Annotated in this window: 25 protein-coding genes and 1 tRNA gene; 10 read left to right on the top strand and 16 right to left on the bottom strand. The window is 54.3% G+C overall.

The features are described 5' to 3' along the window. The first annotated feature begins 1 nt into the window (after window position 1). The 3 genes from M0646_RS04990 to M0646_RS04980 are packed head-to-tail and all read left to right on the top strand — an operon-like array spanning window position 2 to window position 2,738. Window positions 2-904 (top strand): VWA domain-containing protein, encoded by a 903-nt coding sequence (locus M0646_RS04990; RefSeq protein WP_149818715.1) that lies wholly within the window; start codon window positions 2-4, stop codon window positions 902-904. Window positions 905-913: 9 nt separating this feature from the next. After that, window positions 914-1,633 carry a peptidase gene (locus M0646_RS04985; RefSeq protein WP_149818713.1) on the top strand — a complete coding sequence of 240 codons (720 nt, stop codon included), beginning with the start codon at window positions 914-916 and terminating at the stop codon, window positions 1,631-1,633. Next, a complete protein-coding gene (locus M0646_RS04980) occupies window positions 1,626-2,738 on the top strand; it encodes a DUF819 domain-containing protein (protein WP_149818711.1) in 1,113 nt (370 codons plus the stop codon). Before M0646_RS04985 ends, M0646_RS04980 begins: the two co-directional genes overlap by 8 nt. On the opposite strand, the gene M0646_RS04975 is transcribed toward M0646_RS04980, so the two are convergent. Both M0646_RS04975 and M0646_RS04970 read right to left on the bottom strand, forming a co-directional pair. Then, window positions 2,730-4,049, bottom strand: a complete 1,320-nt coding sequence (locus M0646_RS04975) for a class I SAM-dependent methyltransferase (protein WP_286649927.1) — start codon at window positions 4,047-4,049, stop codon at window positions 2,730-2,732. The genes M0646_RS04980 and M0646_RS04975 overlap by 9 nt on opposite strands. Window positions 4,050-4,129: 80 nt before the next feature. Then, window positions 4,130-5,401 (bottom strand): FAD-dependent hydroxylase, encoded by a 1,272-nt coding sequence (locus M0646_RS04970; RefSeq protein ID WP_286626866.1) that lies wholly within the window; start codon window positions 5,399-5,401, stop codon window positions 4,130-4,132. 120 nt (window positions 5,402-5,521) lie between these two features. Between M0646_RS04970 and M0646_RS04965 the strand changes: the two genes are divergently transcribed. Then, a complete protein-coding gene (locus M0646_RS04965; protein ID WP_149818704.1) occupies window positions 5,522-6,112 on the top strand; it encodes a DUF3318 domain-containing protein in 591 nt (196 codons plus the stop codon). On the opposite strand, the gene M0646_RS04960 is transcribed toward M0646_RS04965, so the two are convergent. Together M0646_RS04960 and trxA are read right to left on the bottom strand one after the other, a co-directional pair. After that, window positions 6,109-7,266: a DUF445 domain-containing protein gene (locus M0646_RS04960; protein WP_255451733.1), complete on the bottom strand. Its 1,158-nt coding sequence runs from the start codon at window positions 7,264-7,266 to the stop codon at window positions 6,109-6,111. The genes M0646_RS04965 and M0646_RS04960 overlap by 4 nt on opposite strands. Window positions 7,267-7,392: 126 nt before the next feature. Next, window positions 7,393-7,707: a thioredoxin gene (gene trxA / locus M0646_RS04955; RefSeq protein WP_149818701.1), complete on the bottom strand. Its 315-nt coding sequence runs from the start codon at window positions 7,705-7,707 to the stop codon at window positions 7,393-7,395. A 128-nt stretch (window positions 7,708-7,835) separates the two neighbouring features. On the opposite strand from trxA, the gene M0646_RS04950 reads away from it, so the two are divergent. Then, the gene (locus tag M0646_RS04950) at window positions 7,836-9,482 is read left to right on the top strand and encodes an AarF/ABC1/UbiB kinase family protein (RefSeq protein ID WP_286649926.1); all 1,647 of its coding nucleotides are present in this window, start codon (window positions 7,836-7,838) and stop codon (window positions 9,480-9,482) included. Window positions 9,483-9,486: 4 nt separating this feature from the next. On the opposite strand, the gene M0646_RS04945 is transcribed toward M0646_RS04950, so the two are convergent. Together M0646_RS04945 and typA are read right to left on the bottom strand one after the other, a co-directional pair. Beyond that, a complete protein-coding gene (locus M0646_RS04945) occupies window positions 9,487-9,768 on the bottom strand; it encodes a DUF3593 domain-containing protein (RefSeq protein ID WP_149818699.1) in 282 nt (93 codons plus the stop codon). Next, a complete protein-coding gene (typA, locus tag M0646_RS04940) occupies window positions 9,768-11,558 on the bottom strand; it encodes a translational GTPase TypA (protein ID WP_149818697.1) in 1,791 nt (596 codons plus the stop codon). The genes M0646_RS04945 and typA overlap by 1 nt, the downstream gene beginning before the upstream one ends. 139 nt (window positions 11,559-11,697) lie before the next feature. On the opposite strand from typA, the gene M0646_RS04935 reads away from it, so the two are divergent. Further along, window positions 11,698-14,166: a sigma 54-interacting transcriptional regulator gene (locus tag M0646_RS04935; RefSeq protein ID WP_286626863.1), complete on the top strand. Its 2,469-nt coding sequence runs from the start codon at window positions 11,698-11,700 to the stop codon at window positions 14,164-14,166. Window positions 14,167-14,194: 28 nt separating this feature from the next. Here M0646_RS04935 and M0646_RS04930 read toward each other — a convergent pair whose 3' ends face one another. The 3 genes from M0646_RS04930 to M0646_RS04920 form a co-directional block, all read right to left on the bottom strand. After that, window positions 14,195-14,650, bottom strand: a complete 456-nt coding sequence (locus M0646_RS04930; protein WP_190278231.1) for a hypothetical protein — start codon at window positions 14,648-14,650, stop codon at window positions 14,195-14,197. Between the two features lie 193 nt (window positions 14,651-14,843). Beyond that, window positions 14,844-14,925 (bottom strand) — tRNA-Tyr (locus M0646_RS04925). Window positions 14,926-14,996: 71 nt separating this feature from the next. After that, window positions 14,997-15,509, bottom strand: a complete 513-nt coding sequence (locus tag M0646_RS04920; RefSeq protein ID WP_149818693.1) for a hypothetical protein — start codon at window positions 15,507-15,509, stop codon at window positions 14,997-14,999. Window positions 15,510-15,551: 42 nt separating this feature from the next. On the opposite strand from M0646_RS04920, the gene M0646_RS04915 reads away from it, so the two are divergent. Further along, window positions 15,552-17,516: an adenylate/guanylate cyclase domain-containing protein gene (locus M0646_RS04915; protein ID WP_286626859.1), complete on the top strand. Its 1,965-nt coding sequence runs from the start codon at window positions 15,552-15,554 to the stop codon at window positions 17,514-17,516. Here M0646_RS04915 and M0646_RS04910 read toward each other — a convergent pair. The 5 genes from M0646_RS04910 to M0646_RS04890 form a co-directional block, all read right to left on the bottom strand. Continuing rightward, a complete protein-coding gene (locus tag M0646_RS04910) occupies window positions 17,513-18,640 on the bottom strand; it encodes a geranylgeranyl reductase family protein (protein ID WP_286627161.1) in 1,128 nt (375 codons plus the stop codon). The two genes, M0646_RS04915 and M0646_RS04910, sit on opposite strands and share 4 nt — an antisense overlap. Before the next feature lie 69 nt (window positions 18,641-18,709). Beyond that, window positions 18,710-18,928, bottom strand: coding sequence for a GDCCVxC domain-containing (seleno)protein (locus tag M0646_RS04905; RefSeq protein WP_286626857.1), 219 nt, complete (start codon window positions 18,926-18,928; stop codon window positions 18,710-18,712). Between the two features lie 16 nt (window positions 18,929-18,944). Beyond that, window positions 18,945-19,322, bottom strand: a complete 378-nt coding sequence (locus M0646_RS04900) for a SaoD/DsrE family protein (protein ID WP_149818687.1) — start codon at window positions 19,320-19,322, stop codon at window positions 18,945-18,947. Between the two features lie 32 nt (window positions 19,323-19,354). Then, entirely contained in the window at window positions 19,355-19,510 is a 156-nt protein-coding gene (locus tag M0646_RS04895) for a DUF2256 domain-containing protein (RefSeq protein ID WP_149818685.1), read from the bottom strand. 9 nt (window positions 19,511-19,519) lie between these two features. After that, window positions 19,520-20,566, bottom strand: a complete 1,047-nt coding sequence (locus M0646_RS04890) for a GTP-binding protein (protein WP_286626855.1) — start codon at window positions 20,564-20,566, stop codon at window positions 19,520-19,522. A gap of 208 nt (window positions 20,567-20,774) precedes the next feature. Here M0646_RS04890 and pyk point away from each other — a divergent pair, with 208 nt between their 5' ends. Then, window positions 20,775-22,559: a pyruvate kinase gene (gene pyk / locus M0646_RS04885; RefSeq protein WP_286649925.1), complete on the top strand. Its 1,785-nt coding sequence runs from the start codon at window positions 20,775-20,777 to the stop codon at window positions 22,557-22,559. Between the two features lie 10 nt (window positions 22,560-22,569). After that, window positions 22,570-23,523, top strand: a complete 954-nt coding sequence (locus tag M0646_RS04880; RefSeq protein WP_149818679.1) for a serine hydrolase — start codon at window positions 22,570-22,572, stop codon at window positions 23,521-23,523. Here the strand turns inward: M0646_RS04880 and psaK are convergent. Beyond that, window positions 23,500-23,751 (bottom strand): photosystem I reaction center subunit PsaK, encoded by a 252-nt coding sequence (psaK, locus tag M0646_RS04875; protein WP_226972017.1) that lies wholly within the window; start codon window positions 23,749-23,751, stop codon window positions 23,500-23,502. The two genes, M0646_RS04880 and psaK, sit on opposite strands and share 24 nt — an antisense overlap. Before the next feature lie 95 nt (window positions 23,752-23,846). Here psaK and M0646_RS04870 point away from each other — a divergent pair, with 95 nt between their 5' ends. Then, a complete protein-coding gene (locus M0646_RS04870; protein WP_149818675.1) occupies window positions 23,847-24,539 on the top strand; it encodes a phosphoribosylanthranilate isomerase in 693 nt (230 codons plus the stop codon). On the opposite strand, the gene M0646_RS04865 is transcribed toward M0646_RS04870, so the two are convergent. Then, on the bottom strand, window positions 24,489-25,223 hold the full coding sequence (locus tag M0646_RS04865; protein ID WP_149818673.1) for a DUF2993 domain-containing protein: 735 nt from the start codon (window positions 25,221-25,223) through the stop codon (window positions 24,489-24,491). The two genes, M0646_RS04870 and M0646_RS04865, sit on opposite strands and share 51 nt — an antisense overlap. Between the last annotated feature and the right edge of the window lie 51 nt (window positions 25,224-25,274).

Genomic DNA, 25,274 nt, shown 5'->3' with positions numbered 1-25,274 from the left:
TATGACTCGTCGGCGACAACTGTGGTATTACCCTCTTTTTCAGATTCCCCTCATTCTTTTCATAGGCTGTGTCCTGCTGGCGTTGCTCTTCTCACTGTTGAATTGGGGACGCCCTAGTGTCGCCGTTGTTCTCTCCCTTGATCTCAGCGGCAGTACGTTTGGCAATAATCCGTTGCAATTTAATCAACCGCAAACTGTAATGGCGCAGCAGGTGCTCGCTGCCAAGCTCTACTTACAACGTAACCAACGGGAACTCACCAACCCCAACGAAGTCATGATCCACGGCTTTGGTCGCAATGTGGTGTTTCTGACGCCGCGGTTTGAAACCAATAGTGATCTGCTCCTCACCCAACTGGATCAAGCCCTCAATCGCAGTGACTTGCTTGCCCAAGTGGATCCCAGTGCCACCAATCTTTCGGGGGCGATCGCCATGGCCACCCAACAACTGCAACAGATCTCGAATCGCTGCCGCCAACTGCTCCTCATTACCGATGGGGAAGCCCCAGTGGATGCAGGCGTGGTGGCCAATGCCCGCCAACAACGAGTCAAAATCAACGCCATTGTTGTCGGTGATCATGCTCCGCAACTCGCCGCCGCTACCCAAGTTACGGGTGGGCAATACCGCTCTGCCCCCGTCGCCATTCTCGAAGAACTGGTGGGTCAAACCTTTTTTGAGGGCTTCAATAGCAACGCCCGCTGGCCAATCTTTTGGGGCGGAATGGCCGTCATTTGTTTTATGTGGCTCTTGGTCTTGCCCTTGGATCGCTGGGTGCTGCAGGGATGGTTGCATTTGCCGATGAATCTGGCGGGTCAAATTGCCTTGCTCAATGCCTTTTTCTGGACAGTGGCAATTCCCATCATTCTCTGGCGATTTCCGGGCTGGCCCTTTGTACAGACCTGTTGAGGAGCAAAGATGAAGCGTCGCTGGTGGTTCTTGGTGTGCATGGTTGCCCTAGGATTGATGCTGGGCGGTACCCAAGGGAATTGGGAGTCCTTGGCAGGCACCGCAAACCTGACGCGCCAGAATATCCAACTGCCAGCAGCAGTGCATTATCCGTTGCCCCCCTCCCTAGCTGAGATTCCTAGGAAAGGTGAGGACTATTTTGATGAAGTCCAAGCGGTGGAAGTGGGCTATCTACTGTGGACAGAGTTCCCGGTCACCGTTGCCATTGAACCGCCGCCGTGGGATCCGAACCATGTGTGGCAAGCAGCGGCAGAACAGGCCGTAAAGGAGTGGTCCGCCTATTTGCCCCTAAAAATTGTGGATGCCAGCCTAGCGGCGAATATTCGCTTGCTCTCGCAGCGACCCACGGATCAAAATAACCGCCGCGCCCGCTTTGCTGAAACCAGCTACGAACTCTTTGTGGATAGCCAAGGGGTGCTGCGCCATCGCTGCCGTGTCGTGGTGCGTCCGACTCAAGCTGCCAAGTTTGTCCTTGCAGCGCTGCGCCATGAACTGGGTCATGCCCTCGGCATTTGGGGACATAGCCCCCTACCCACTGATGCCCTCTATTTTGCCCAAGTGGCGGATCCGCCCCCCATTTCACAGCGGGATGTGAATACCCTGCGGCGGGTCTATGAGCAGCCGACACGGTTGGGACAGCGGCTAGCGGAGTTGCCCCCCCATGGATGACTTGATCCTTTGGGGCATCCTATTAACCCTGACGGCTCTGGGGCTATGGCTAGAGCATCGCTTTCGCTGGGCGGCACGCTTGGGGTCTTCGCTGATCATTTTGATCTTGGCGGCCATCTGTGCAAATTTGGGTCTTATTCCCCAACAATCGCCGGTCTATGACACGATCTACGGCACCATCACCTCGTTGGCGATCGTCTGGCTACTACTGCTGGTGAATTTACAGGATGTGCGGCGCTTGGGGCGATCGGCCCTGTTAGCCTTTGGCCTTGCTAGTTTTGGAACCTTGGTGGGTGCGCTCCTTGCCAGTGTGCTGTTCCACAGTCGGTTTCTCGGGGATACCCCCCGCTTGGCGGGCAGTTTGGCGGCCAGTTATATTGGCGGCAGCATTAACTTTGTGGGGGTTGGGCGTGCCCTCAACCTTTCGGATTTGCTCTTTAGTGCGGCAACGACGGCGGATAACCTGCTCACGGCCATTTGGCTGGCCACCACGCTGAGTCTGCCTTCGCTGTTGGCACATTTTTATCCACCACGGGATCAGGGGGAAGCGGCTACGGTGACTCCCCTGCCCACCACCTCAGCGATCGCCCCCCTAGATCTAGCCATTCTCCTCAGCTTGGCTGTGGCTATCTTGGTCCTGTCAACGGCACTGCATCAGTTTTGGCCGCTAATTCCCACCATTGTCTGGCTTACCACCCTCAGCTTGGCGCTGGCGCAATTTAAGTGGATGCGCTACCTGCGGGGCACGGGCGCTCTGGGAATGTTTGGCCTGAATCTTTTTTTTACGGTGATTGGTGCCGGTACCCATGTGCCCTCGCTAATTCCGGTGGGACTGGACATGATTTTCTTTGCTACTGTGATTGTCTTTACCCACGGTCTTGTCACCTTTGGTCTTGGGACACTCCTGAAGTTGGATGTGGAACTGATTGCCCTTGCCTCCCAAGCCGCAGTGGGGGGACCAACCACAGCCGTTGCCCAAGCCACCGGTCGGCATCAGCCTCAGTTAATGGGGGTAGGGATTACCCTAGGACTGCTTGGCTATGCGATCGCCAACTATTTGGGACTAGCACTTGCCCAAGCTCTTGGCTGGATGGGCCTAGGGTAGGCTGACCAAAACAAATAAACTCACTTCCAAGCGGGTCAAGAGGGCTTGCAGTTGTTGCCGTGCCACCCTTGGTTCAATGGGGTCTAGGGTGACGGGGTCGAGGGGTGCCAAGCGTTGATAGCGATCGCACAGCTCTGGAAAGGGAAGGGGCTGATCAAACAAGGGCAGCAGTGTTGCCAATCCCAGCGGATCCACATAGACCGACGTGGGACTAGAAAAGGACATAAATGTGCCCAAGTCTACAATCATGCGGTCATTGAGATACCCTAGCCATTTTTCCTTGATTGCCTCAGTGCGCAGTTGCGGATGCAGATAAATCGTACTTTGATCCCACTGCTCCTCAGACCATTCCCCTAAGTCGGGTACCGCGGCACGGGGTTGCGGACTACACCAAAAATCCAAGAGGCGATGCACGGGATGCAAAAGTTCATACATCTCCAATTGCACCGCCTGCGGCACATCGGGCAAGCTCAGCGCTAAAAAGGTGGGCAGGTTCTCTGGGTCTTTGAAGAGATCCACCAGATTCCAGTGGCGCCAGTTAACCATGGAAATGAATTCCAGACCCGCTGCTTCTAGGTATTGAAAGAGTTGGGGAATCGTGCTGCCCTTATCGCCCACCAGTAAATGATTCGCCAAGAGGGTCTCATTACTCTCCTCCTTCTCATAGTGCGGGTTCCAAGCGCGAACCTTCAGATCGACACCATCCTTGAGTTCTTTCATGATCTCGCGGACAATGTCCATTTCCATTTCTTCGGGATTGTCGTCCATCAAGCCCATCAGCTTAAAGAGGTTTTGGGCACGAAAGTAGGGGAAGCGTTGCAGCGCACTGTGGAGATTGGCGCGCAAGATACCATCGGGCTTAAGGACACTTTTGAGGGCATTGAGGCCTGCGACGGGGTCAGGCAGCAGATACAACACCTCATCGCAATTGATGTAGTCAAACTGCTCGCCCCAACTGGGTAAATCCAAAATGGAGCGCGCCTCAAAGTAAACGTTGTCAAAGTGATGGAACTTGAGTCGCTCTGCCGCTAACTTCACAGACTCAGGGGACAGGTCAATACCGACAATTTCCGCGCCGGGGTTGGCAATGGCTAACACCAAGGACTTATAACCTGTCCCACAACCAGCATCGAGAATCCGCTTGCCCTTGGTCTCTGGCACCCGATGATCTCGCACATAAAAGGCGGTCACCAAATCGTGGACAAAGAGAACATTCGGCTCATCCTTGGGAGTTTTGTCAATGGCAACACGGGGATAGGGACCATAGTCAAACTGGCGGCGAATTTTCTCTAGATCATCCGTAGCAGCCATCTATTTCTCCCAAGTGGTTCGTTTCTCTGTCAAATTAATCCTACAGAATGACGGCGCTAGCGATAATTGCGCAGAAAGTTTTAACGCCCTCTGGGGAATTGACGATCGCTGGGTAGGGGTAGCAGGAGACCGGCCATAAACCGCAGCACCAGACGTTTGAAGGGGGCAACAGTTCGCAACAGCCACAAGCCCCAGCGGCGCACCCCCACCAAAGGCCACCACGCATTGGAAAAAAGCCGATTGAGCAGGTCGGTAAATCCAAGGGTTAGGGCATTTTGCCACCAACGTTGACGGTGGAATTGGATCAAGGACGGGCGATCGCCCAGTCTCTCACAAGGCGTAGCAAGAATTTGTTGCGCTAGTGCCCACACATCCCGCAGGCCTAAATTTAGCCCCTGCCCTCCCACGGGATGACAGCGATGGGCCGCATCGCCAATAACCACAAAGCGATCGGCCACATAGGAATTCACTTGCATTAATTGGGTTGGAAAGACAAAGCGATCGCTTACAGCGGTAATCTGCGCCATCTGTGGGTCAAGATAGGGCTGCAGTTTCGCTAGAAAGGCGCGATCGTCGAGGGCAGCAACGGCTTCCGCCTCTGGGTGGGGCAGTGTCCAAACCACGCGATAGCGATTCCCCGCTAGGGGGAGCACCCCCATGGGGCCTGTTGGCCAAAAGCGTTCATAGGCGATCACGGGTTGGGGATGGGCAACATCGAGAGTAGCAACCACACAGGACTGACCATATTGCCATCCCTTGGGTTCAATGCCCATTTGTTGCCGCAGGGGAGACTTGCCACCATCTGCTGCCACCACTAAACGCGCTGCCAAGTAAGCCACCTTGGGTGCGGCCGGGTCACCAGAAATGAGCGTCAACTGAGCGCGATCGCCCTTTATCTCATTCGTCACCACCCGCCACGGACAATAGAACGTCACATTGCCAACAGACTGTAGAACGCTCTGTAGGGTCTCGGCGATCGCGGCGTGCGCAGCCACATAACCAATGGCTTCTGTGCCCAAATCGGCGGGGGAAAAGCGAACCGTCAAGGGGAACCGTCCATCGGAGAGTTGTACCACCTCAAAGGGCTGCACGTGAGGCATCAACTGATCCCACACCCCTATCCCCTCAAAGAAACAACGAGACACTTGGTGCAGGGCATAGGCTTGGCCTTTGGTGTTTTCCCGCGCGTAGGGGGTTGCCTCAATGAGGGCGATCGCTAGACCACTGTTTCGCAGCGCACAGGCCAAACTCAGACCCACAATCCCCGCACCGACAATCGCCACATCCACGGCGGGCAATTCTTGGGGAGAAGCGACCAGCGATTGTTCTGCGGGGGCAAAAGCCGATGTCATGACCATTTTGATTCAGGCACAAAAAACACATGCCCTTTTATTTTAAGGAATGCAAAAGATTGCAGAAAAGGGATGGTAATGGCAGACTAAAGGCAGAGCAATGAGTGTATGAGTTTCCCTATGACCCCAGAGGTTGAGATTCCGCGCTTGCTTGATCTAATGCCGGCGTCGGCACGAATGCGCTGTAAGTTGGTTTCTCGACCACAGCAAAGCAAAGTGTTGCGCTATCAGCCCGCTCTTCCTTGGGGCGATCGCCCGATTGAAATTAACTTTCGCCTGTGGCAGCATCTCGATACCCCGGAGCGCGATCTTTTATTGCTGCGGGCAGTGGCTTGGTTTAACACCACGGGTTTGATCAAACTTGACCTCTACCAAGGACTCACGGTGGCAGGCTTGCTGGGTACAGTCTTACAAGTTGTCCAAGCAGACCCCGTAGGCATTTTGGTAGCGGGGGCGCTAACCACCTTTGCTGGCCTGCAAGTGTGGCAAAATACGCGGGGCATTCCCGTAGAAGTGGCGGCCGATCGCCAAGCCCTGCAATTGGCTCAACGGCGCGGCTACAGTGAACAAGAGGCTGCCAAGGCTCTCCTTGCAGGCATTTCTCAGGTGGCAGAGTTGGAGCGTCGTCCTGTCCTTGATGTCACTGAACTGATTCGCTGCCAAAATCTACGCCAGTTGGCGGGTGAATCTGAGGTCAAAGTCCCAGTTTAGGACGCTTGCAGACTTTGCCAGTACAAAAAGCCCGCCTGCACGACACCAATCAAAAAGCCAAGAATGCCCCCCAAGCGGACAATGGCTTGCAACTCACTGCGAACAATGCCCTGAATAGCTAGTTCCAGATTTTCTGGCGAGGTGGCCTTGACCCGATCCACAATCACCCGATCCAAATCCAAAATCGGAATTGCCCGCTCAATAATCAGTTCCATATCCCGTTCCAGATAGCGATCGAGCACTAGAGCCAATTCATCACTAACCACTTCCAGCGAGGCACCCAGACTTGCCGAATCCCGCAGTCGCCGCAAAATACTCAAGGAAATCGTTTCCCACTCCACTGTTTGGCTTACCGTTTCAATAACGCTAAAGCCCTGCTCTTGGATATAGCTGCGCACCGTCTGCCGAAATAGTTGCCGTAGCTCCCGCACTGTACCGAGGGGCAAACTTTGCAGGGTGATATTTTGCAGCGCTTCCACCAAGCGTTGCCGCAGTGCCAATGCTGTGATTAATTCTCCGAGGCGGCGGTTACAGGCTTCGCGTTCATTGAGACAATACTCCCGCAGGCGAATTAACGTATTGCGCACCCCCACCAGATTAGCCACCACCCAGTAGGTGCCACTGGTATTTTGGCGTAGTTCTTGATCGAGGACATTAATCGTGCGATCGGTAAGGAAGTCAATGATGGCCAGTCGCAGGCGATCGGGGGGCAACATGACCGACAGCAGCCAATCTGCCAGTTTTTCCGCCTGCTCATCACTCAGTTGCAGCTCCACTAATACCTGATCAAAGAGTTGATTCAGTTGTGGTTCCAGAAAATCTTCCCGCCGCGACCACACTTTAATCAAACGGGGTAGGGCACTGCCAAAAAAATCCCGTAGAATATTGGCCAAAACTTGGGCCGATCGCTGCTCACTTTGAGCCTGAATTTGGCTCAGACTTGTTTGTAGGAGCCAATGGATGACCGCCTTCACTCGTTCCACTTGCAACAGACGCCGCGCTAAGTTTTGCAGCTCCTCTGGCGTCAGGAGAGAACCCAAAATGGCATCAGCAATGCGACGAGCCAGCCGCTCCTGATTGTGGGGAATCAGACCGGGGGTAAAGGGGAGTTGCTTGCCGCCGACATAAATAGGCTTGTAGGGGCGAAAGAGCATGGTAATGGCTAAATCATTCGTAAAGTAGCCAATGACGCCCCCCGCCAACGGTGGTACGAGCAATGTCCAATAGCTGATATTGGCCAATCCTGATTGATTCCTCAAACACCTTTCTTTTGAAGAATTTTACAGGCGGCGAATGGCGTCAATCAGAACTTCTGGCGGCTGAACCCCTTCCCAGCGCTGAACCTCACGGCCTCGGTGGAAGAGAATCAAGGTTGGCAGAGCGTGAACGTGGTATTGACTCGACAGTTGGGGATAGCGCTCGGAGTCAATTTTGACGACCTCAACAGCCGATTTCAAAACTTGCTTGACCTGCTCTAAAATCGGCGCCATCATGCGGCAAGGACCACACCAGTCGGCATAAAAGTCAACCAAGAGGGGTTTATCTGTGGTGGCTAGGAGATCGCTGAAGCTACTAAATTGACGTGTTGTCGCCATAGCAAATTCCGATCGGGACTCTAGTTCTCATCATAGACACGGCAAAAGAGAATCGGGGCGAGCAAGTCTGAATGCCCGTGAAAAAGGGAGTATTGTTGAGGTTGGGCACTTTTTGTGATTGCTGCTGAATGCTGGTTACTGCCTCTACCTATCGTCCCAGTCGCTGGCTCCTGTTTCGCCGTGTCAGCCAAATTGTGGGGGTGCTGGGGCGCTTTGGGAGTCAGCTGCTGTGGGATTATGCTTGGCGGCGGCGGAGCGATCGCGCCCAATCTCAACGTGCGCGTTGGCTCGTACAGCAATTATTGGTCTTGGGGCCAACGTTTATTAAAATTGGTCAATTTCTCTCGACTCGGTTTGATCTGTTGCCCCCCGCCTATATTGAGGCGCTGAGGAAACTACAGGATCAGGTGCCTCCTTTTGACTCGCGGCGGGCGATCGCCCTCATTGAGCAGCACTTGGGGCAACCCCTTGCCGATCTCTACGCCACATTTGATCCCAAACCCCTTGCAGCCGCCAGTCTCGGTCAAGTCCATCGCGCAACGCTCCACAGTGGTGAAGAGGTGGTGGTGAAGGTGCAACGCCCCCATCTAGAGGCGCAATTGTATCTGGACTATCTGGCCATTGGTGAACTCATTCGCTGGGGCGATCGCTGGCTCCCCTTTCTCCGTCCCTATGCTCTCCACGAAATCTATGAGGAGTTTTTTAGTATTCTGCTGCGGGAAATTGATTACGTTCAAGAGGGGCAAAATGCTGATCGCTTTCGGGCTAACTTTGCCCAAGACCCCCATATCCGCGTCCCCAAGGTCTATTGGACGCACACCTGCCGCTATGTCCTGACGATGGAGTATCTCCCCGGCATTCGCATTGACAATCGCGCCGCCATCGAAGCCTTTGGCTTGAATCCCCAGATGATTAACCAGCGGGGAATTTGTTGCTATCTCAAGCAATTATTGATTGATGGCTTCTTCCACGCTGATCCGCATCCGGGGAACTTGGCCGTGACCAAGGAAGGCAATCTCATCTTCTATGACTACGGCATGATGACAGAAGTGCCAGCCCTGAATCAGCAGCAGATGGTGCAAACATTTTTTGCTGTGCTGCAAAAGGATAGCGATCGCGTGATTGCTGCCTTAATTGAACTGGGGCTATTGATGCCTGTTACCGATAGAGTCCCCCTACAACGGATTATGCAATTGATTTTAGATCGATTTACCGAACGGCCTGTGGATTTAACCGCCTTTCGGGAGTTGCAACAGGATGTGTATGCCCTTTTTGAGCAGCAGCCCTTTCGCCTACCCGCAAAGATGACCTATATTCTCAAGTCCCTCACAACCCTCGATGGGATTGCCCGCAGTTTAGACCCTGAGTACAACCTGAGGGCGGCGGCCCAACCCTTTGTCAAGGAATTAATGCGTCGCTCGCGGGGGGGCTGGCGAGAACTGATTCACCAAACCCAAACCCTAATCAACCAACGATTACAGCAGCCCAGTCGCCTTGAAGTGCGGCTGCAACAGTTAGAGGATCGCTTGGCTTGTGGCGAACTGCAACTGTCGGTGCGCAATCCCACGATGGAGCGGCAACTGCGGCGCATTGAGAGTTTGTTAATTTGTTTAGTCTATTTGGGATTGGCTGGTTTTACCCTTTTGGCGGGGGCGATGTTGTGGTCAGCCAAAGCTTTGGGGGGTGCGATCGCTCTTTTTACAGTAGCAGCACTAGCGGGTTTGGCACTCCTGCGCAGTTGGCTGCGCTTTCTTTGGTTATGCCGCTGGCAATAGGCGGTTAGGAGGATTCCCTGAGGGCGCGGCGAAAGCCCAAGGCAATCAGGATATTGGCCAAGGTTAGAAAAAATTCTGCCCCCCCGTGCAACCCATCCACATTGGCCAAGGTTGTGCCATAGACCTGTTGGGCATAGAGTCCCGCTGGAATGGTGACAGCAACAAACACCAGTGTCCCATAGAAGCCAATGAGGGCTAAACGGGGGGTGTTGGGGTTGCGGGTCATGAAGTACAAGAACCCCAAATAGGGAAACAGCGAGAGGGCAAAAAAGGCATTCGTCAGCATTAGCGGCGTGCCAGCTTCTTGCTCATTTTCCGCAGTCGGATGGATTGGGGCGTTACCTCCACCAGTTCATCGGGGCCAATGTACTCCAGTGCCCGCTCTAGGCTCATTTCCACAGGTGCTTGCAGTTGCACTAGTTCATCCCCCGTTGAGGAGCGAAAGTTGGTGAGTTGTTTGGCTTTGCAGACGTTGATTTCGAGGTCTTGGGGACGGTTATGCTCACCGACAATCATGCCCTTATAGACTTTGGTGCCGGGGGTAATGAAAAAGACACCACGATCTTCGGCGTTTTTCAGGGCATAGAAGGTGGCCGTGCCCTCCTCAAAGGCAATTAAGACGCCATTGCGACGGGTGCTGATCTCGCCTGCCAAGGGACGATAGTCCAAAAAGCTGTGGTTCATAATCCCTTCGCCGCGCGTTAGGCGCATAAATTCGCCCCGGAAACCAATGAGACCCCGCGCCGGAATCACAAACTCCAGTTGCGTCCGACCATTGCCCCCCACCTGCATATCCTGCATTTCACCGCGTCGCTGGCCGAGGCGCTCAATACAGCCGCCAACGGCTTCATCGGGAACGTCGAGCACTAAGCATTCGTAGGGTTCGCAGGGCTGACCATTGACTTCACGATAGATCACCTGGGGCTGGGACACTTGGAATTCATAGCCTTCGCGGCGCATCGTTTCAATGAGAATGCCAAGGTGCAATTCACCCCGACCAGAAACGGCAAAGCGATCGGGGGAGTCGGTTTCTTCGACCCGCAGTGCCACGTTGGTTTCCAGTTCCCGAAACAGGCGATCGCGCAATTGCCGCGAGGTGATAAAGGTTCCCTCCTGACCGGCAAAGGGGGAGTCATTGACCGCAAAGGTCATTTGCAGGGTCGGTTCATCCACCTTGATCAGGGGTAGGGCTTGGGGGGTGTTGGGGTCGGTGATGGTTTCGCCAATGTTGGCATCACTAAAGCCAGCGATCGCCACAATATTGCCGGCACTAGCCATGTCCAATTCAATCCGCTTCAGTCCCTCAAAGCCCAAGAGTTTGGTAATCTTTGCCTTGACAATTTGGCCGTTATCCTTGACCAAGGCCGCCTGCTGTCCCACCTGCACCGTACCATTGTGAATTTTGCCAATAACAATTCGCCCTAGGTACTCCGAGTAATCCAAGGTGGTCACTTGAAGTTGCAGCGGCGCATCGGGATTGCCCACTGGCGGTGGAATATGGCGGACAATGGCCTCAAAGAGGGGCTGCAGATCCTTGCCCTCTTCGTCTAGATCTGTTTTTGCGTAGCCCGCCAAGCCCGAAGCAAAAAGATAGGGAAACTCGCACTGATCATCATCCGCCCCCAGTTCAATAAATAAGTCCAACACCTTATCAATGGCTTTGTAGGGTTCTGCCTGCGGCCGGTCAATTTTATTCACAACCACAATGGGGCGCAGACCTTTTTCAAGGGCTTTTTTCAGGACAAAGCGGGTTTGGGGCATTGGCCCTTCGTTGGCATCGACAATCAGCAGACAACCCTCCACCATGCCAAGGACGCGCTCCACTTCACCGCCAAAATCGGCGTGGCCGGGGGTATCCACAATGTTAATCGTCAAGTCTTTGTAGCGAACCGCTGTATTCTTGGCCAGAATCGTAATGCCACGCTCGCGCTCCAGATCATTGGAGTCCATGACGCACTCAGGAATGTCTTCCCCTTCACGAAAGGTACCCGACTGACGCAGTAGGGCATCCACCAGAGTGGTTTTGCCGTGGTCAACGTGGGCGATAATAGCAACATTACGAATCGGCAGACTCATAGCGACTTCCTGCGGGTTTTGTAATAGAGCGTTGAGGAGCGTAAGAAACCTTTACAATCCTAGCGTAGTTTGGTAAAGGAACTGAGCCATAGGTAGTGAGGTGTTTCCTCATCACTAATTTTGTTGGGGGGTGCCCTCGATGACCGATCGCCTGAGTTGGCTGCAAACCTATACTCCCCTAGGATCGCTTTCTTTGGCAGCATTAGAGGCGATCGCTGCCGCCCTGCGCACAGAATCCATTGCAGCCAATCGTCGCCTTGTCCTTGAAGACACAGCCGTTACTCATCTGATGATCCTGAAATCGGGAGAACTGGAAGCCTACCACACCACCCGCGATCGCCCCGCCACTATAACGACCCTGCCACCGGGAACGGTTTTACACTGGCCAGAATTAGTACTGGAGCAACAGGCACCGCAAACAGTGATTACCCTCACGGACTGTGAATTGTGGACATTGCCCCGCGAGGTGTTTGCCACATTGGCTGATCAATTTCCCGAACTCCGCCAACAGGTGTCGCAGCAGCTGCAAAGTACCCTCAGTGATCTTGCCCACGAGCAGGAGCGGCAGGCAGTCTTGCGCCCCTATCTTGTGCCGCGCGTAAAACAGGGAATTGTAGGGAGTAGCCGCTATGCCGTGCGCTTACGCCAAGGGATTAAAGAGGCCGCGAGCGATCGCCAGCCGGTATTGATTTTTGGTGAACCGGGTCTGGAAAAGGACAATATTGCTGCGCTAATTCATTATGGCTCGCGCGATCGCCGTCAACCTTTGATTCGTTTTAACTGTGGCACCCTATCCGCCAATGGGGCAGAACTCTTTGGCAAAGCCACGAAACCGGGTCTCCTTGACTGGGTCGCAGAGGGCACCCTGATCCTCAACAATGTCCATGAATGGCCTGCCCACCTCTATCCGCAACTGCGCCGCCTTGTGGCCGAACAGACCTATGAACCCGTCGCCGACCCCCCCATATCCTCCCGCCGCTTTCCGGGGCGATTGATCTTGATTGCCGAAAAGAAAGGCTGCGATTGCCAAAATCTGGTGCACCACCAAATTAAGGTACCCCCACTGCGGGTGACAAAAGCAGATATTGAAGCCTTGGTGAATTACTATATTGCCCTCTACTGCCGGCAACGGGGCATTCCTAAGCCTCAGATTACCCCCGAAGCCCTACGCCGGCTGCAAAGTTATGATTTTCCCGGCAATTTGCGGGAGTTAGCGAGTCTGGTGGAGCGTGCCCTTGTGCAAGCAGACGGGGCGGAGTTACTCACTGAAGAAGTCTTTTGGCCGGAGCGATCGCGCCAACGGCGATTTCGTTGGAACCTACTCAATGCCTATCCCCAATTGCGTGCTTTTCTACGCAGTCCGTGGTGGCCCGATCGCCTCAACTATGGCCTGACCCTTTGGCTTTTTCCGCTGATTGTCGCCATTGGCCTCTGGGGACCCCAAGATCGCCCACACAACTTTACCCTGAACCTCTTCTGGGCGTGGTGGTGGCCGGTCTCATTGCTGATCTTTCCCTTTTTGGGGCGCATTTGGTGTGCGGTCTGCCCCTTTATGATCTACGGCGAAGTCCTGCAAAGGCTATCCCTCAAGATTTGGCCGCGCAAGCTGCGCCCTTGGCCGCGTCAACTGGCGGAACGCTGGGGGGGCTGGGTGCTCTTTGGCCTCTTTGCCGTGATTCTCCTGTGGGAAGAATTGTGGGATTTACCCAATACGGCCTATCTCTCCAGTTGGCTACTGATCTTGATTACAGCGGGAGCCGTGATTTTTTCTCAGCTCTATGAACGTCGCTTTTGGTGTCGCTATCTCTGCCCCATTGGTGGCATGAATGGCCTCTTTGGCAAACTCTCCATTCTTGAATTGCGGGCACAGCAGGGGGTGTGCGCTGCCAGTTGCCAGACCTACCAATGCTACAAAGGCGGTCCCGCCCTTGGGGAAGGTCAAGAAACGGGGGGCTGTCCCGTCTATTCCCATCCCGCTCAATTGACGGATAACCGCAATTGCGTTTTGTGTATGACCTGTCTCAAGGCTTGCCCGCATCGCTCGGTGGAAGTGAATCTGCGTCCGCCGGCTATTGATCTCTGGACTAGTCATGAGGCCACGGCGGCTGAAGTTTGCCTGCTGTTTTTGCTCTTGGGGGCGGTGGTATTGCACCGTTTACCGCTGCTTTTGGAACGGCTAGGACTGACGGAAGCTCATTTTTGGTTACAGGGGATGATTGCAGTGGTGGCGCTAGCTCTGCCGGGACTCTTGGCATGGGGTTGGCATCAGATACACCGACAAGGCTTGGTTCCCTTTGTGCGCTTGGCCTATGGGTATCTACCTTTGGTGCTGGGTGCCAATTTGGCCTATTATTTGCCCCTTGGTCTAGGGGAGGCAGGGCAGTTGTTGCCCGTAACCTTTGCAACCTTTGGTCTTGATGGCACGAGTTTGCCCAGTTGGCAAGCCCATCCAGCGGTGATCGGGTTCCTGCAAACGACCACACTTGTCGTCAGTACCCTTGCCAGTTTGCTCCTCAGTCAAAAGATTGCGCGATCGCCCCTACGACAGATGTGGCACCCTTGGCTAGGCATTCTCGCTCTCGCTTGGGGAATTGCCTATTTACTTTGATGGGCTGGGCTGGATTCGCAAAACTGCATCAAAGGCGTGGCGTGTCAAAAAACAGCAGCTTAGTGATTAAGCCAGCAGCCAGCACTAGCAGCGTCACCAAGAATCCCCACAAACGAGCATCGGTTCCATCCTGCCGTTTGACAATTTGCTGCAATGTGGTCTCTACTGTGTCAATGCGCTGCCCCAATTGTGTCTCTACGGCACTAATACGCTGCGACAATTGCGCCTCGACGGCACTGATGCGCTGTTCCAGCTTGGCCTCAACAGCATTGATACGCTGCTCTAGCTTCGCCTCAACAGCATTGATACGCTGCTCTAGCTTCGCCTCGACGGCATCAATTTTGTTCTCAAGTCGTTGGAACCTCTCGCCACTGGTGGCAATGTGAATATCTAGCTTTTTCTCTATGGCCTGAAGACTAGCCTGCATCCCTTGGATGGCATCCAACACTTGACTCAATTCCGATCGCGTTACAGGTTCACTCATGATTGCCCCTTTGCATCAATTCCTTTCCTGAACGTCCTAAGCGACCATCGCCCGCCTTTGAAAACTTTGGACCAAAATATGACCAGTTCTGCCCCTTTATTAAGCAAGCAACAGCAACAAATAGTTCACTTACGAAAAACATAGCAAACCTGAAACCCCTGATATTCTTTGGCTTCAGGCTTTTTTATCTGTATGGGCCGGGCTGGATTCGAACCAGCGTAGGCGTAGCCAACGGATTTACAGTCCGCCCCCATTAACCACTCGGGCACCGACCCTTTCATCGCGATTTTTTAATATACCACATCAGGGGGGAGACTTGAGCTTCCCGTTTTGAGAAAACAATTCCCTACTCGTCGAGGGTGTAGCTTTGCAGGTTTTCTAGGGGTTGCACTTTGAGGAGACGTTCGGCGCGGCGAATCTCGCTGTCGCTACCTTGAATTAGGATCAGGTATTTGCCCCGCTGCAATCGCTTTTCAAAGGGGATGCCCGACTTACCCGTAATCACCACTTGGAGACCACCACCTACGGTGAGACTACCGAGAGCGCCAGCGATCGCCCCAAAGATGCCCCCCAAAAGACTATTGTTGAGGCGATCCAGCATCGGCAAAATGTCAATTTGAGTCGCTTGGTTAAAGGTAAAACCGGCAAAGAAGCCAAAAGGAACAAGCCAGATCAACATCCGTTGCATTTGCTGCCGTGCCACTTGAAAGGGATCGGTGAGTCCCAACTCTGACCACTGTTTGTAACCTCGACCCAGCAGAGCTACTTTTTCCATCGGGAAGCCGTCCTTTTCCAGCTGGGTATAAACGGCCTCGGCCTGGAGGCGATCGCCCAAGGTGGCAACCAAGTAATTTTTCATAGGAATTAGGATAAAAGAAATCTCTCGCTTGTTAGCGAACCTATGTTGCCCCTATTGTCCCATTTTCGCCGCACCTTTGCCGATCTCGGCCTGATTCTGGCGGCCAGTGCCATCGCCAGCACGGTGGTGATTGGGATTCGTCAAATGGGTTGGCTACAACCACTGGAATTGGGTGCCTACGACCGCCTGATGCAATTGCGCCCCATGCCCGGCCCCGATCCGCGACTATTGGTGGTGGCAGTCACCGAAGCCGATATTCAACGTTACCGCTCCCTATCGCTGCCGGATCAGATCTACGCCCAAGCTCTAAAACAACTCCTCAAACATGAACCCCGTGCCATTGGCTTGGATATTTACCGCGATTTTGCTGTACCGCCGGGGCATGAAGCGCTAAACCGCCTTTGGCTGAATTCTGATCGCCTCTTTGCGGTCACGAAACTAGGGGATGCTACTCACCCAACCATTCGTCCGCCGGCTGCCCTCAGTGCCGATCAGGTGGGATTTAATGATGTCACGGTTGATGCCGGTGGCATTGTCCGTCGCAGTTTACTCTTTTTGCCGGACGATCAGGGGAATACACTGTACTCCTTCTCATTGCGGCTAGCGCTGCGGTATCTGGCGGATGAGGGAATTGAGCCTCGCAGCAGTGATGCCGATCCCAATGTAATGCAGTTAGGACAAAGCATTTTCACACCCCTGCAACCCAATGATGGTGGCTATGTGGGGGCAGATACAGCGGGCTATCAGGTTATGCTCAACTATCGCGGTGATCAGCGGGCAGTGACGTGGGTACCTTTGGAGGATGTGCTTAATGGGCGGGTTGCTCCTGCATTGATTCGCGATCGCGTGGTTCTCATTGGCAACATTGCCGAAAGTGGCAAAGACTTTTTCTATACCCCCTTTAGTTCCGGCCTGCGGGACAATCAGCGCATGGCAGGGGTGTTTATCCACGCCCAAATGGTGGGGCAATTCATTGATGCGGGTTTGGGCGATCGCGCCGTCATTTGGTTTTGGCCCAACAGTGTCGAGAATGTTTGGATTGTTCTTTGGGCATTGATTGGTGCCATCCTTGCTTGGCGAGTGCGCCATCCTCTAGCCTTAGCAACGGCAGTGGCAACGGCTCTACTACTTCTTTTGCTCACCTGTTACGGCCTATTTCTCAAGTTGGGCTGGGTGCCCCTTGTACCGCCGGCATTGACCCTCCTCCTTGGCAGTGGCGGGGTAGTCAGCTATACCGCACAGCAAGCCCAACAGCAACGGCAAATGGTGATGCGCCTCTTGGGTCAAAGTATCTCCCCAGAAATTGCCGCCGCCATGTGGGAACGGCGCGATGAACTCCTCAAGGATGGTAAGTTGCCCGGCCAACGCCTGATTGCCACACTGCTTTTTACTGATTTGAAGGGGTTTAGCACCATTTCTGAAGGTATGGAACCGGAGGAACTCTTTAACTGGCTCAATGCCTATCTAGAAAAAGTGGCGGATGTGGTACAAAGCTACCACGGCGTGATTAATAAGTTCACCGGTGATGGCATTATGGCCGTGTTTGGCGTGCCCATTAAACGAACCAGCCGCGAAGGAATTGCCATTGATGCCCGCAATGCCGTGGATTGTGCCTTGGCCTTGGGACAACTGCTAGAGGAACTGAATCGTGAATGGGCGGCTCAAGGGCTACCGCAGGTGATGATGCGGGCGGGGATCTACACAGGTCCGATTGTGGTCGGCAGTCTCGGTAGTAAAAATCGCCTCGAGTACGGTGTGATTGGCGACAGTGTGAATACCGCCTCGCGCCTTGAGAGTGTGGACAAGCACCGCCAGCCTAGCCCCTGTCGGATTTTAGTGGCACAGGAAACCCTGGAGTATCTCGGCGATCGCTACGAGGTCGAGGCATGGGGACCTTTGGAACTCAAGGGCAAAGAGCGCAAAATTCAGGTCTTTCGGATTCTTGGCCTACGCAAGGGACTGGCGATCGCCCCCAATCAGCCCACCGCCATTGAAGTGGAGATCTAACGTCCGGGAATCAGGGAACTACTGAGCCGTTGGATGGCACGGCCGGCAATATCGCGATAGCGCAACTCACCACAGAGGACTTGACCCAGCCGCTGGGTAGCGGAGGGGCGTTTCATGGCAAGGTGGTAGCCGACCTTCGGCATGCGATGGAAGAGTGCTGCGAGGCGTTGCGCCCACACTAAATCCGCTCCCCATTCCTCCTGCAAGGTTTTGCTGTAGGTGGCCAAGGCATCCACTTCACCAGCAAGAGCCGCATCAATGGCTTCAGCAGCCCGCATGCCACTGTAGAGAGCCGGACGAATGCCTTCGGCGGAAAAGGGATCCACAAGACCAGCGGCTTCACCCGCAAGGAGGGCATGGGGGGTATGGAGTGGTTGCTGACCCTCCCATACCCGCAGGGGATGGTATTGAATGGCATAATCGGCCAACTGCAGCCCATGGGCAGCACAATACTGTTGCAAAATCGGTTCCCAATTGGGGCGATCGCTCCCCCGTACAACAGCAACCCCCACCGTTCGCTGATCTCCCTTGGGAAAACTCCAGAGGTAGCCATTTTTCACGAGGCCAAATTCAAAATGCGCCGCGCGATCCCCCCCTAGATTGGGAATGGTCAGCACCGCCGCAGTGCGCACCACTTTGGGCTTAAACCCCAGCCACTGAGCCACTTGACTATTGGCACCATCGGCAGCAATGAGATACCGCCCGCCATAGGTCGTGGTTGCCGTGTGGATCTGCCAGTGATCTGCTTGGAAGGTAATCCCAGTAACCTCGGTCTGATCTGTAACAACCGCACCCTTTTGTTGTGCCTGCTGCAACAGGTACTGATCAAACACCGTGCGATCAACAATCCAGATGGGTTCGGGAATGCTTAACTCGGCTTCAATGGCATCCCTGAGCTGCCAACTGTAGCGCACAGTGCGGGTGGTATCGGCAATGGCGGGCTGAAAATCAAAATCAAACCACTGGGCAATGGCGGGTGAAACCCCTCCAGTGCAGGGCTTTGAGCGGGACAAGGCCAATTTTTCTAGAACCAAAACCTGACGTCCGCGGCAAGCGAGATGATAGGCGGCTGACCCGCCGGCAGCACCCCCACCCACCACAATACAGTCGTAGATTGCCTGCATACAGTTACTCACGGGAGGCAAAAGCGCCCCCACGATAGCGGTTTCCTCAGGGGATAGCAACCCCCAATTCTAGCGATCGCCAGTGTGTTCCAGCTGCCGCGATGGACAAGGAACCGTGCCATAGCTACAGAAGACACAACAGTCCCCCGCCTTGGGTTTGAGGTGGGCATGACATTGGGGACACTCCCAGAGCACGACACAGGCATCGCTGGGCATCCATTCCGCTTGCTTCGTGTGACAATGGGGACAGACCAAGGTGCTGGAAAACACAACTGACGGTTGACTCATCTTCCTCAGCAGAGACTCAAAGGGTAATGACTTGATCGAGTCCGCTTCCTGCAAGGCTAGCATAAAACTGCGGAAAGCAGCCACACACTACCCCTTCAACCATCCCCTTGGCTTTGACAGAACCGGTGCCACATTCGTCAAATGTTCCTTCGGCCAAACCACGGCGCACCGCACACTGATCACAGGCCATGAGTAAAATCCCCTGTTCCTTGGCAATGCGGGCTAAGCGCTCACCAACGGGATCCCCTAAACGCAAACAAAAGAGATTATCATCAAAAAACATCATACCCACCACTTCAGCGCCATGATCGCCCCGCTCCAGCTGCGGTAAAACCATGGTTGCCAACTTAAAGGTGCTGGCCATGTCAGTGGCAAAAATATAGGCAACTTTCATAGAACCATTCCTTTTGATTCAGCAAAAGCACATTAACTTTGGGCTTGGGAGCGCCGCCGCCGACAGCGCTCAGAACAGTACTTGACCTCCGGCCAGCAATTTGCCCATTTTTTGCGCCATTGGAAAGGCCGCCCACAGACCAGACAAATTTTGCTAGGAAGGTCTCCCTTGCGCCGTTGCTTGGCCATGATTGGGGGTTATGCGTCAGTGACACAGGCAGCCAACTGGGTCAGCAGGGTTGGATGATCCAAATTTTGGCCAATGAGAACCAGTTGATTTTTGCGATCGCCTTTCCATTCCTCATCATCGAGGCTAAAGCGCTTACCACTGAGGTGAAAGACGTGGCGGCGGGGACTTTCCTTAAACCAAAGGATGCCCTTGGCACGAAAGACGGATTCGGGGAGTTGGTGATCCAGAAAATACTGGAATTTGCGCAGTTCAAAGGGGCGATCGCTCTGGAAAGACACGGAAGTAAAGCCATCCTCCTCAAGGTGATTGGAGTGATGATGAGGGTGATGATGGCCATGATCACAGTGTTCGTCACACTCATGGTCTTGGTCGTGATCAGAGTGTTCATGCTCGGGATGGAAGTAGCGATCGCTCTCAAACAGCCCCACACTCAAAATCAAGGGCAGGGGCACTTGCGCCTTCACCGTGCGAATGATCCGCGCCCCCTCCCGCATCTCGTGAATTCGCCGTTCTAACTCCTGCAAGCGTTCCTCAGTGACGAGATCTGCTTTGTTGAGGAGAATAATGTCACCGTAGGCAATTTGGCTTTGGGCAGCGCTGCTATTGAAAAGATCAAGACTAAAGTTCTCCGCATCCACCACCGTAATAATTGAATCCAAACGGGTGAGATCCCGCAGATCTGTTCCTAAAAAGGTCAGAGCCACCGGCAGCGGATCCGCCAAGCCCGTTGTCTCCACCACCAAGTAGTCCACCTTGTCGGGGCGCTCAAGCACTCGATAAACCGCATTCACCAAGTCATTGTTAATCGTGCAGCAGATACAGCCATTGGTGAGCTCCACCATGCCCTCATCTTGGGTCACCAATAGCTCATTATCAATACCAATCTCCCCAAATTCATTGACAAGGACGGCGGTCTTCAGTCCCTGTTGATTAGTCAGAATATGATTGAGGAGTGTGGTTTTACCACTACCGAGAAACCCGGTAATGATAGTTACCGGTAGGCCGTGCTTCATTGCCTCCATTTTGGCGGTTGTAGGCAGGGAAGAAGTCGTCATAGGCAGGCTGTTACGGGCGAGAATTATTCTCAAATTATAGCCGCTGCACCTCCCTCAAGGGGGGAGCGATCGCTGTAGGCTAGAAACAGGACTCAATTGCCACCAACAGCCGTTACCGTGGGTAGGACAATGTCCAAAACGCTCCTGCGTATCTCCCCATGTCAAGCAAAATAGGGTAACCTGTTGAGGCCTAACGATTAAGTTAAATATGTCGAACCAGCCGTTGCAACGCCGCACTAAAATTGTCGCCACCATTGGTCCAGCGGTTAGCCATCCCGATAAACTGCGCGCCATTATCCAAGCGGGAGCGACTACCCTGCGCCTGAATTTTTCCCATGGTACCCACGACGATCACCAGCGCAGCATCCGCCTGATTCGCCAAATTTCCTATGAGTTGGGGCAACCTGTGGGCATTTTGCAGGACTTGCAAGGCCCCAAAATTCGCCTCGGGCGGTTTGAACAGGGCTCCATTTCCCTCAAACGGGGCGATCGCTTTACCCTCACGAGTCGCTCTATCATGGGCAATCAGCACATTAGCTCCATTACCTATCCCCCCTTGGCTCAGGAGGTTCCCGCCGGCGCCACAATTTTGCTCGACGATGGCCGCGTGGAAATGTTCGTGGAAGAAGTGGATAAAGACGCGGGTGAACTCCATTGCCGAGTGGTTGTTGGCGGCACGCTCTCCAATGCCAAGGGTGTGAACTTTCCGGGGGTTTACCTCTCGATTAAAGCCCTGACAGAAAAAGATCGTGAAGATCTGATGTTTGGCCTCAATCAAGGGGTGGATTGGGTGGCCCTCAGCTTTGTTCGCAATCCCCAAGATGTACTGGAGATCAAAGAACTGATTGCCAACGCTGGGAAGCAGGTGCCGGTGATTGCCAAAATCGAAAAGCACGAGGCCATTGAGCAAATGGATGCCATCCTTTCCCTCTGTGATGGGGTGATGGTGGCACGGGGTGATTTGGGGGTGGAACTGCCCGCCGAAGAGGTGCCGATTCTGCAAAAACGGCTGATTGCTGCCGCCAACCGCTTGGGCATTCCCGTGATTACGGCCACCCAAATGCTGGACAGCATGGTGAAAAGCCCCCGCCCTACCCGTGCCGAGATTTCCGATGTCGCCAATGCTATTCTCGATGGCACCGATGCCGTGATGCTCTCCAATGAAACGGCCATGGGGGAATACCCCGTCGAGGCAGTGAAGATGATGGCCACGATTGCCGCCCGCATCGACAACCAACCCCAACTGCGGCAACCGCCCGTGGCTGAGTCCATAGCGGTGCGTTCCATTCCCAATGCCATTAGTCAAGCGGTGGGACAGGTGGCAGCACAACTTCATGCCAAAGCCATCATTACCCAAACCAAGAGCGGCGCTACAGCCCGCAATGTCTCCAAGTTTCGTCCCCAAATTCCGATTTTGGCGGCAACGCCCCATATCGAGGTGGCACGGCGCTTGCAGTTAGTCTGGGGGGTAGAACCACTGCTGACTCTGGATCATCCCTCGATGCGGCAGTCGTTTCAGGCAGCCATTAATGCGGCACAGGAGCGGGGCTTCCTAGAGGAAGGGGATCTAGTGGTGATGACCGCTGGCACGCTGCAAGGGGTCTCTGGCTCCACGGATATGATCAAGGTGGAACTCGTCACCTCGGTGATGGGACGCGGCTGTGGCATTGGTCATGGGTCGGTGAGTGGCCCGGCGCGGGTGGTACACGCAGGAATGCCAGTTCGCACGTTTAATAGTGGCGAAATTTTGGTAGCCGAGCGCACCAGTGCTGAATTGGTGGAAGCCATTCGCAAAGCGGCAGGCATTATTACCGAAGAGGATAGCCTGACGAGCCACGCGGCGGTCTTGGGGTTGCGCTTGGGGATTCCAGTGATTGTTGGGGTCAAAAATGCCACCCGCCTGATCCGCGAGGGCACGATTCTCACTATGGATGTGGAACGGGGCTTGGTCTATTCCGGTGCCCGCAATGGGGTCGAGCGATCGCCAGAGTAGGAGTGAAATAATGATTTTTTTTCAGGCCAACACCTATCTCACGGATTTGGTGACGCGGACACTCCAAGCGACATGGCAACACTTTCCTTGGCTGGGACAAGAGGACATTGCCCTGACCTTATTGGTGTATCCACCCCCCATTCCCGTGAATACGGGCGGAGCGCTGACCGCAGCAGAATTTTGGCAGTATTCGATTCCCGGCGCCCACTATCGGGGTGATGTGCTGATGTACCCGGCCAGTGTGGTGAAGCTGTTTTATCTGGTGGCCTGTCATGAATGGCTCCATAGTGGCATGCTCCAGCCGGATGCGGAATTAGCACGCGCCCTGCGGGATATGATTGTGGATTCTAGCAATGATGCCACAGGGTTGGTGGTGGATATGCTCACAGGGACGACCAGTGGCCCAGTGCTGCCACCGGAACCTTTTCGCACATGGCAATACCAGCGCAATATCGTCAATCGCTATTTTCAATCCTTAGGGTGGCCAGAGCTAACTAATATCAACGTGAATCAAAAAACGTGGTGTGATGGCCCCTATGGACGAGAGCAGGAATTTGTCGGGCGCGATCGCCAGAATGCCAATCGTCTGACAACCAATGCAACCGCCAAGCTGATCCATAGCATTGTGGGGGGCGTAGCCGTCTCTGCCAGTGCCAGTCAAGCAATGATGGAACTGATGGAGCGTTCCCTCGATCCAGAGCTTTTGGCCGAGGATCCAGAAAACCAAGTACAGGGCTTTTTGGGGGAAGGGCTACCGCCGGGGGCAAAGTTGTGGTCAAAGGCGGGACTCACCAGTTGGGTGCGCCACGATGCGGCCTATATTGAACTCCCCAATCATTGCCCCTATACCTTGGTGGTTTTTACGGAAAATTGCACCGCCAGCAAGAATACGGAGGTACTGCCCTTCCTTTCCCGTCAGATTGCTAAGGGTATTCCGACCCTAGAGGGCACCGGAGTACTGTAGGCCGCTGACGACACCTGCTGCCAAAATGTGGCCAAAGCTGGTAGTAGCCAGCAATTCCGGCAGACCAAAGCCTTCAAAGAGGGCGGGCAAGGAAACGGGTAAACCGGGGCCTTTTCCCCGTGATTGAATGGCATAGCGGCCAATGGCGATCGCAAACAGGTTGCAGAGGATCACCACCAAACCCACAGACGGCGTCCAAGTGGTATCGGGGAGCGTGGCTAACACCATGGTTCCTCCTAAATGGGTACAATTGCCCATGAATTATACGGAACGGCCTGATCGCCCACCGCTAGTTCTTTACAAAATGGTGCATCTCGTTACAAATGCTTAACTCAACTGTCCCTGCCAAAATTACTGTCAAAATTTGTGGCTTGACTCTACCCGAACAGGCGATCGCGATCGCCCAAATGGGCGTCAGTGCCCTGGGGTTTATTACCGTGCCCCATTCCCCCCGCTATGTCCCCGCAGCAACCATTGCCGAGATTTGTCGGCAGTTGCCCCCCTCAGTGCTGACTGTTGCTGTGGTTGCCAATCTCGATTTAGCAGCATTAGCCCACTTAGTCACAACCACAGGGGTACAGGCACTACAGCTTCATGGCAGCGAATCGCCCGAGTTTTGCCAACAGGTGCGCCATACTTTCCCTAATATTGTGTTGATCAAAGCCCTGCGGGTGCGATCGGCAGCCAGCCTCGCTGAGATTCCCGCCTACGCCCCGATTGTGGATCGTATTCTTTTGGATGCTTACCATCCGCAGCAGTTGGGAGGCACGGGACAGCCCTTTGACTGGACGCTCCTCAAAGCGTTACACGTTCCTTGCCCTTGGTGGCTGGCGGGGGGTATTACGCCCGAAAATTGTCGGCAGGCGATCGCCCAAACCCAACCCCAAGGGATTGACCTAGCCAGTGGTGTGGAAAGCCAACCGGGAATCAAGGATTTAGGACGCGTAGCAGCGTTGCTGAGCAACCTAGGGATAAATGCAAATCATTCCCTGCACCCTGAGGGCACCCGTTTCTAGCCGCAACTCCTGAATGGCCACCCCCTCACCCAAATCAATGGCCACCGTGGGATGAGGGTCACCTTCCCCTTGCCAATGCACCTTTTCTAAGCAGAGGGTTCGCTCATCCTGCAAGCGCACCTGGGTCATCAAATGCCAATCCGCCTGCTCCCCTTGGGCATTCACCATCGAGAACACCAGTTTGAGGCACCCAGCACCCAATTCTGCCTGCGTACGCCGCAATTGCCACTCTTGCAGATTGACCCCTGCTTTGCCCAAGCCGCGCTGATCGAGCAATTTCAGCAGTTCCCGTAGGCCGGATTGCAGGAGCGGCGCCCCCAAAGAGGCGTTGAGATCGGCTTGGTTGAGAATTAGTTCCCCGCGTACCGGCACTGGTGCCAAGAGTTTTAGGGGTTTGCCTCGCAACACTTGTCCTAGATTAATCTGAATCTGTTCCGCTTGGACGGCTGCTTGGCGCAATTGAATACCGCGATAACTGGCTCTTGCTGCGGCAATGCGCACGTGGGGTAAGTATCCCCGCAAAATCTGGCGATCGCCCCCTTGAATTTGAATTTCCAAGCCTGTTGCCTGCTCCAACTGCGCAGATAACCACCAGTGCAACGCCGGTTGCAAGACTCGGGGAATTAGTCCGCGTTCAGAAGCGGCACCAAACGCCTCAGCCATTTCTGGCGACGTTAACGACATACGTACTCCTCACACACTTTTTGGGTGATACCTAGGCCAGCCTATGGGGCT

The sequence above is a fragment of the Thermosynechococcus sp. B3 genome (genome assembly GCF_030323045.1).
GTDB lineage: Bacteria > Cyanobacteriota > Cyanobacteriia > Thermosynechococcales > Thermosynechococcaceae > Thermosynechococcus.
This window is presented reverse-complemented; position numbering and strand designations above follow the sequence as displayed.

Excerpts from the sequence above, each read along its gene's own strand:
- M0646_RS04965 (WP_149818704.1), top strand. The coding sequence starts at position 5,522 with ATGACCCCAGAGGTTGAGATTCCGCGCTTGCTTGATCTAATGCCGGCG.
- M0646_RS04945 (WP_149818699.1), bottom strand. The coding sequence starts at position 9,768 with ATGCTGACGAATGCCTTTTTTGCCCTCTCGCTGTTTCCCTATTTGGGG.
- M0646_RS04870 (WP_149818675.1), top strand. The coding sequence starts at position 23,847 with ATGCTTAACTCAACTGTCCCTGCCAAAATTACTGTCAAAATTTGTGGC.
- M0646_RS04960 (WP_255451733.1), bottom strand. The coding sequence starts at position 7,266 with ATGCTCTTTCGCCCCTACAAGCCTATTTATGTCGGCGGCAAGCAACTC.
- M0646_RS04910 (WP_286627161.1), bottom strand. The coding sequence starts at position 18,640 with ATGCAGGCAATCTACGACTGTATTGTGGTGGGTGGGGGTGCTGCCGGC.
- M0646_RS04980 (WP_149818711.1), top strand. The coding sequence starts at position 1,626 with ATGGATGACTTGATCCTTTGGGGCATCCTATTAACCCTGACGGCTCTG.
- M0646_RS04935 (WP_286626863.1), top strand. The coding sequence starts at position 11,698 with ATGACCGATCGCCTGAGTTGGCTGCAAACCTATACTCCCCTAGGATCG.
- M0646_RS04990 (WP_149818715.1), top strand. The coding sequence starts at position 2 with ATGACTCGTCGGCGACAACTGTGGTATTACCCTCTTTTTCAGATTCCC.
- M0646_RS04975 (WP_286649927.1), bottom strand. The coding sequence starts at position 4,049 with ATGGCTGCTACGGATGATCTAGAGAAAATTCGCCGCCAGTTTGACTAT.
- typA (WP_149818697.1), bottom strand. The coding sequence starts at position 11,558 with ATGAGTCTGCCGATTCGTAATGTTGCTATTATCGCCCACGTTGACCAC.
- M0646_RS04865 (WP_149818673.1), bottom strand. The coding sequence starts at position 25,223 with ATGTCGTTAACGTCGCCAGAAATGGCTGAGGCGTTTGGTGCCGCTTCT.
- M0646_RS04905 (WP_286626857.1), bottom strand. The coding sequence starts at position 18,928 with ATGAGTCAACCGTCAGTTGTGTTTTCCAGCACCTTGGTCTGTCCCCAT.
- trxA (WP_149818701.1), bottom strand. The coding sequence starts at position 7,707 with ATGGCGACAACACGTCAATTTAGTAGCTTCAGCGATCTCCTAGCCACC.
- M0646_RS04930 (WP_190278231.1), bottom strand. The coding sequence starts at position 14,650 with ATGAGTGAACCTGTAACGCGATCGGAATTGAGTCAAGTGTTGGATGCC.
- M0646_RS04915 (WP_286626859.1), top strand. The coding sequence starts at position 15,552 with ATGTTGCCCCTATTGTCCCATTTTCGCCGCACCTTTGCCGATCTCGGC.
- M0646_RS04950 (WP_286649926.1), top strand. The coding sequence starts at position 7,836 with ATGCTGGTTACTGCCTCTACCTATCGTCCCAGTCGCTGGCTCCTGTTT.
- M0646_RS04895 (WP_149818685.1), bottom strand. The coding sequence starts at position 19,510 with ATGGCCAAGCAACGGCGCAAGGGAGACCTTCCTAGCAAAATTTGTCTG.
- M0646_RS04985 (WP_149818713.1), top strand. The coding sequence starts at position 914 with ATGAAGCGTCGCTGGTGGTTCTTGGTGTGCATGGTTGCCCTAGGATTG.
- psaK (WP_226972017.1), bottom strand. The coding sequence starts at position 23,751 with ATGGTGTTAGCCACGCTCCCCGATACCACTTGGACGCCGTCTGTGGGT.
- M0646_RS04900 (WP_149818687.1), bottom strand. The coding sequence starts at position 19,322 with ATGAAAGTTGCCTATATTTTTGCCACTGACATGGCCAGCACCTTTAAG.
- M0646_RS04920 (WP_149818693.1), bottom strand. The coding sequence starts at position 15,509 with ATGAAAAATTACTTGGTTGCCACCTTGGGCGATCGCCTCCAGGCCGAG.
- M0646_RS04880 (WP_149818679.1), top strand. The coding sequence starts at position 22,570 with ATGATTTTTTTTCAGGCCAACACCTATCTCACGGATTTGGTGACGCGG.
- pyk (WP_286649925.1), top strand. The coding sequence starts at position 20,775 with ATGTCGAACCAGCCGTTGCAACGCCGCACTAAAATTGTCGCCACCATT.
- M0646_RS04970 (WP_286626866.1), bottom strand. The coding sequence starts at position 5,401 with ATGACATCGGCTTTTGCCCCCGCAGAACAATCGCTGGTCGCTTCTCCC.
- M0646_RS04890 (WP_286626855.1), bottom strand. The coding sequence starts at position 20,566 with ATGACGACTTCTTCCCTGCCTACAACCGCCAAAATGGAGGCAATGAAG.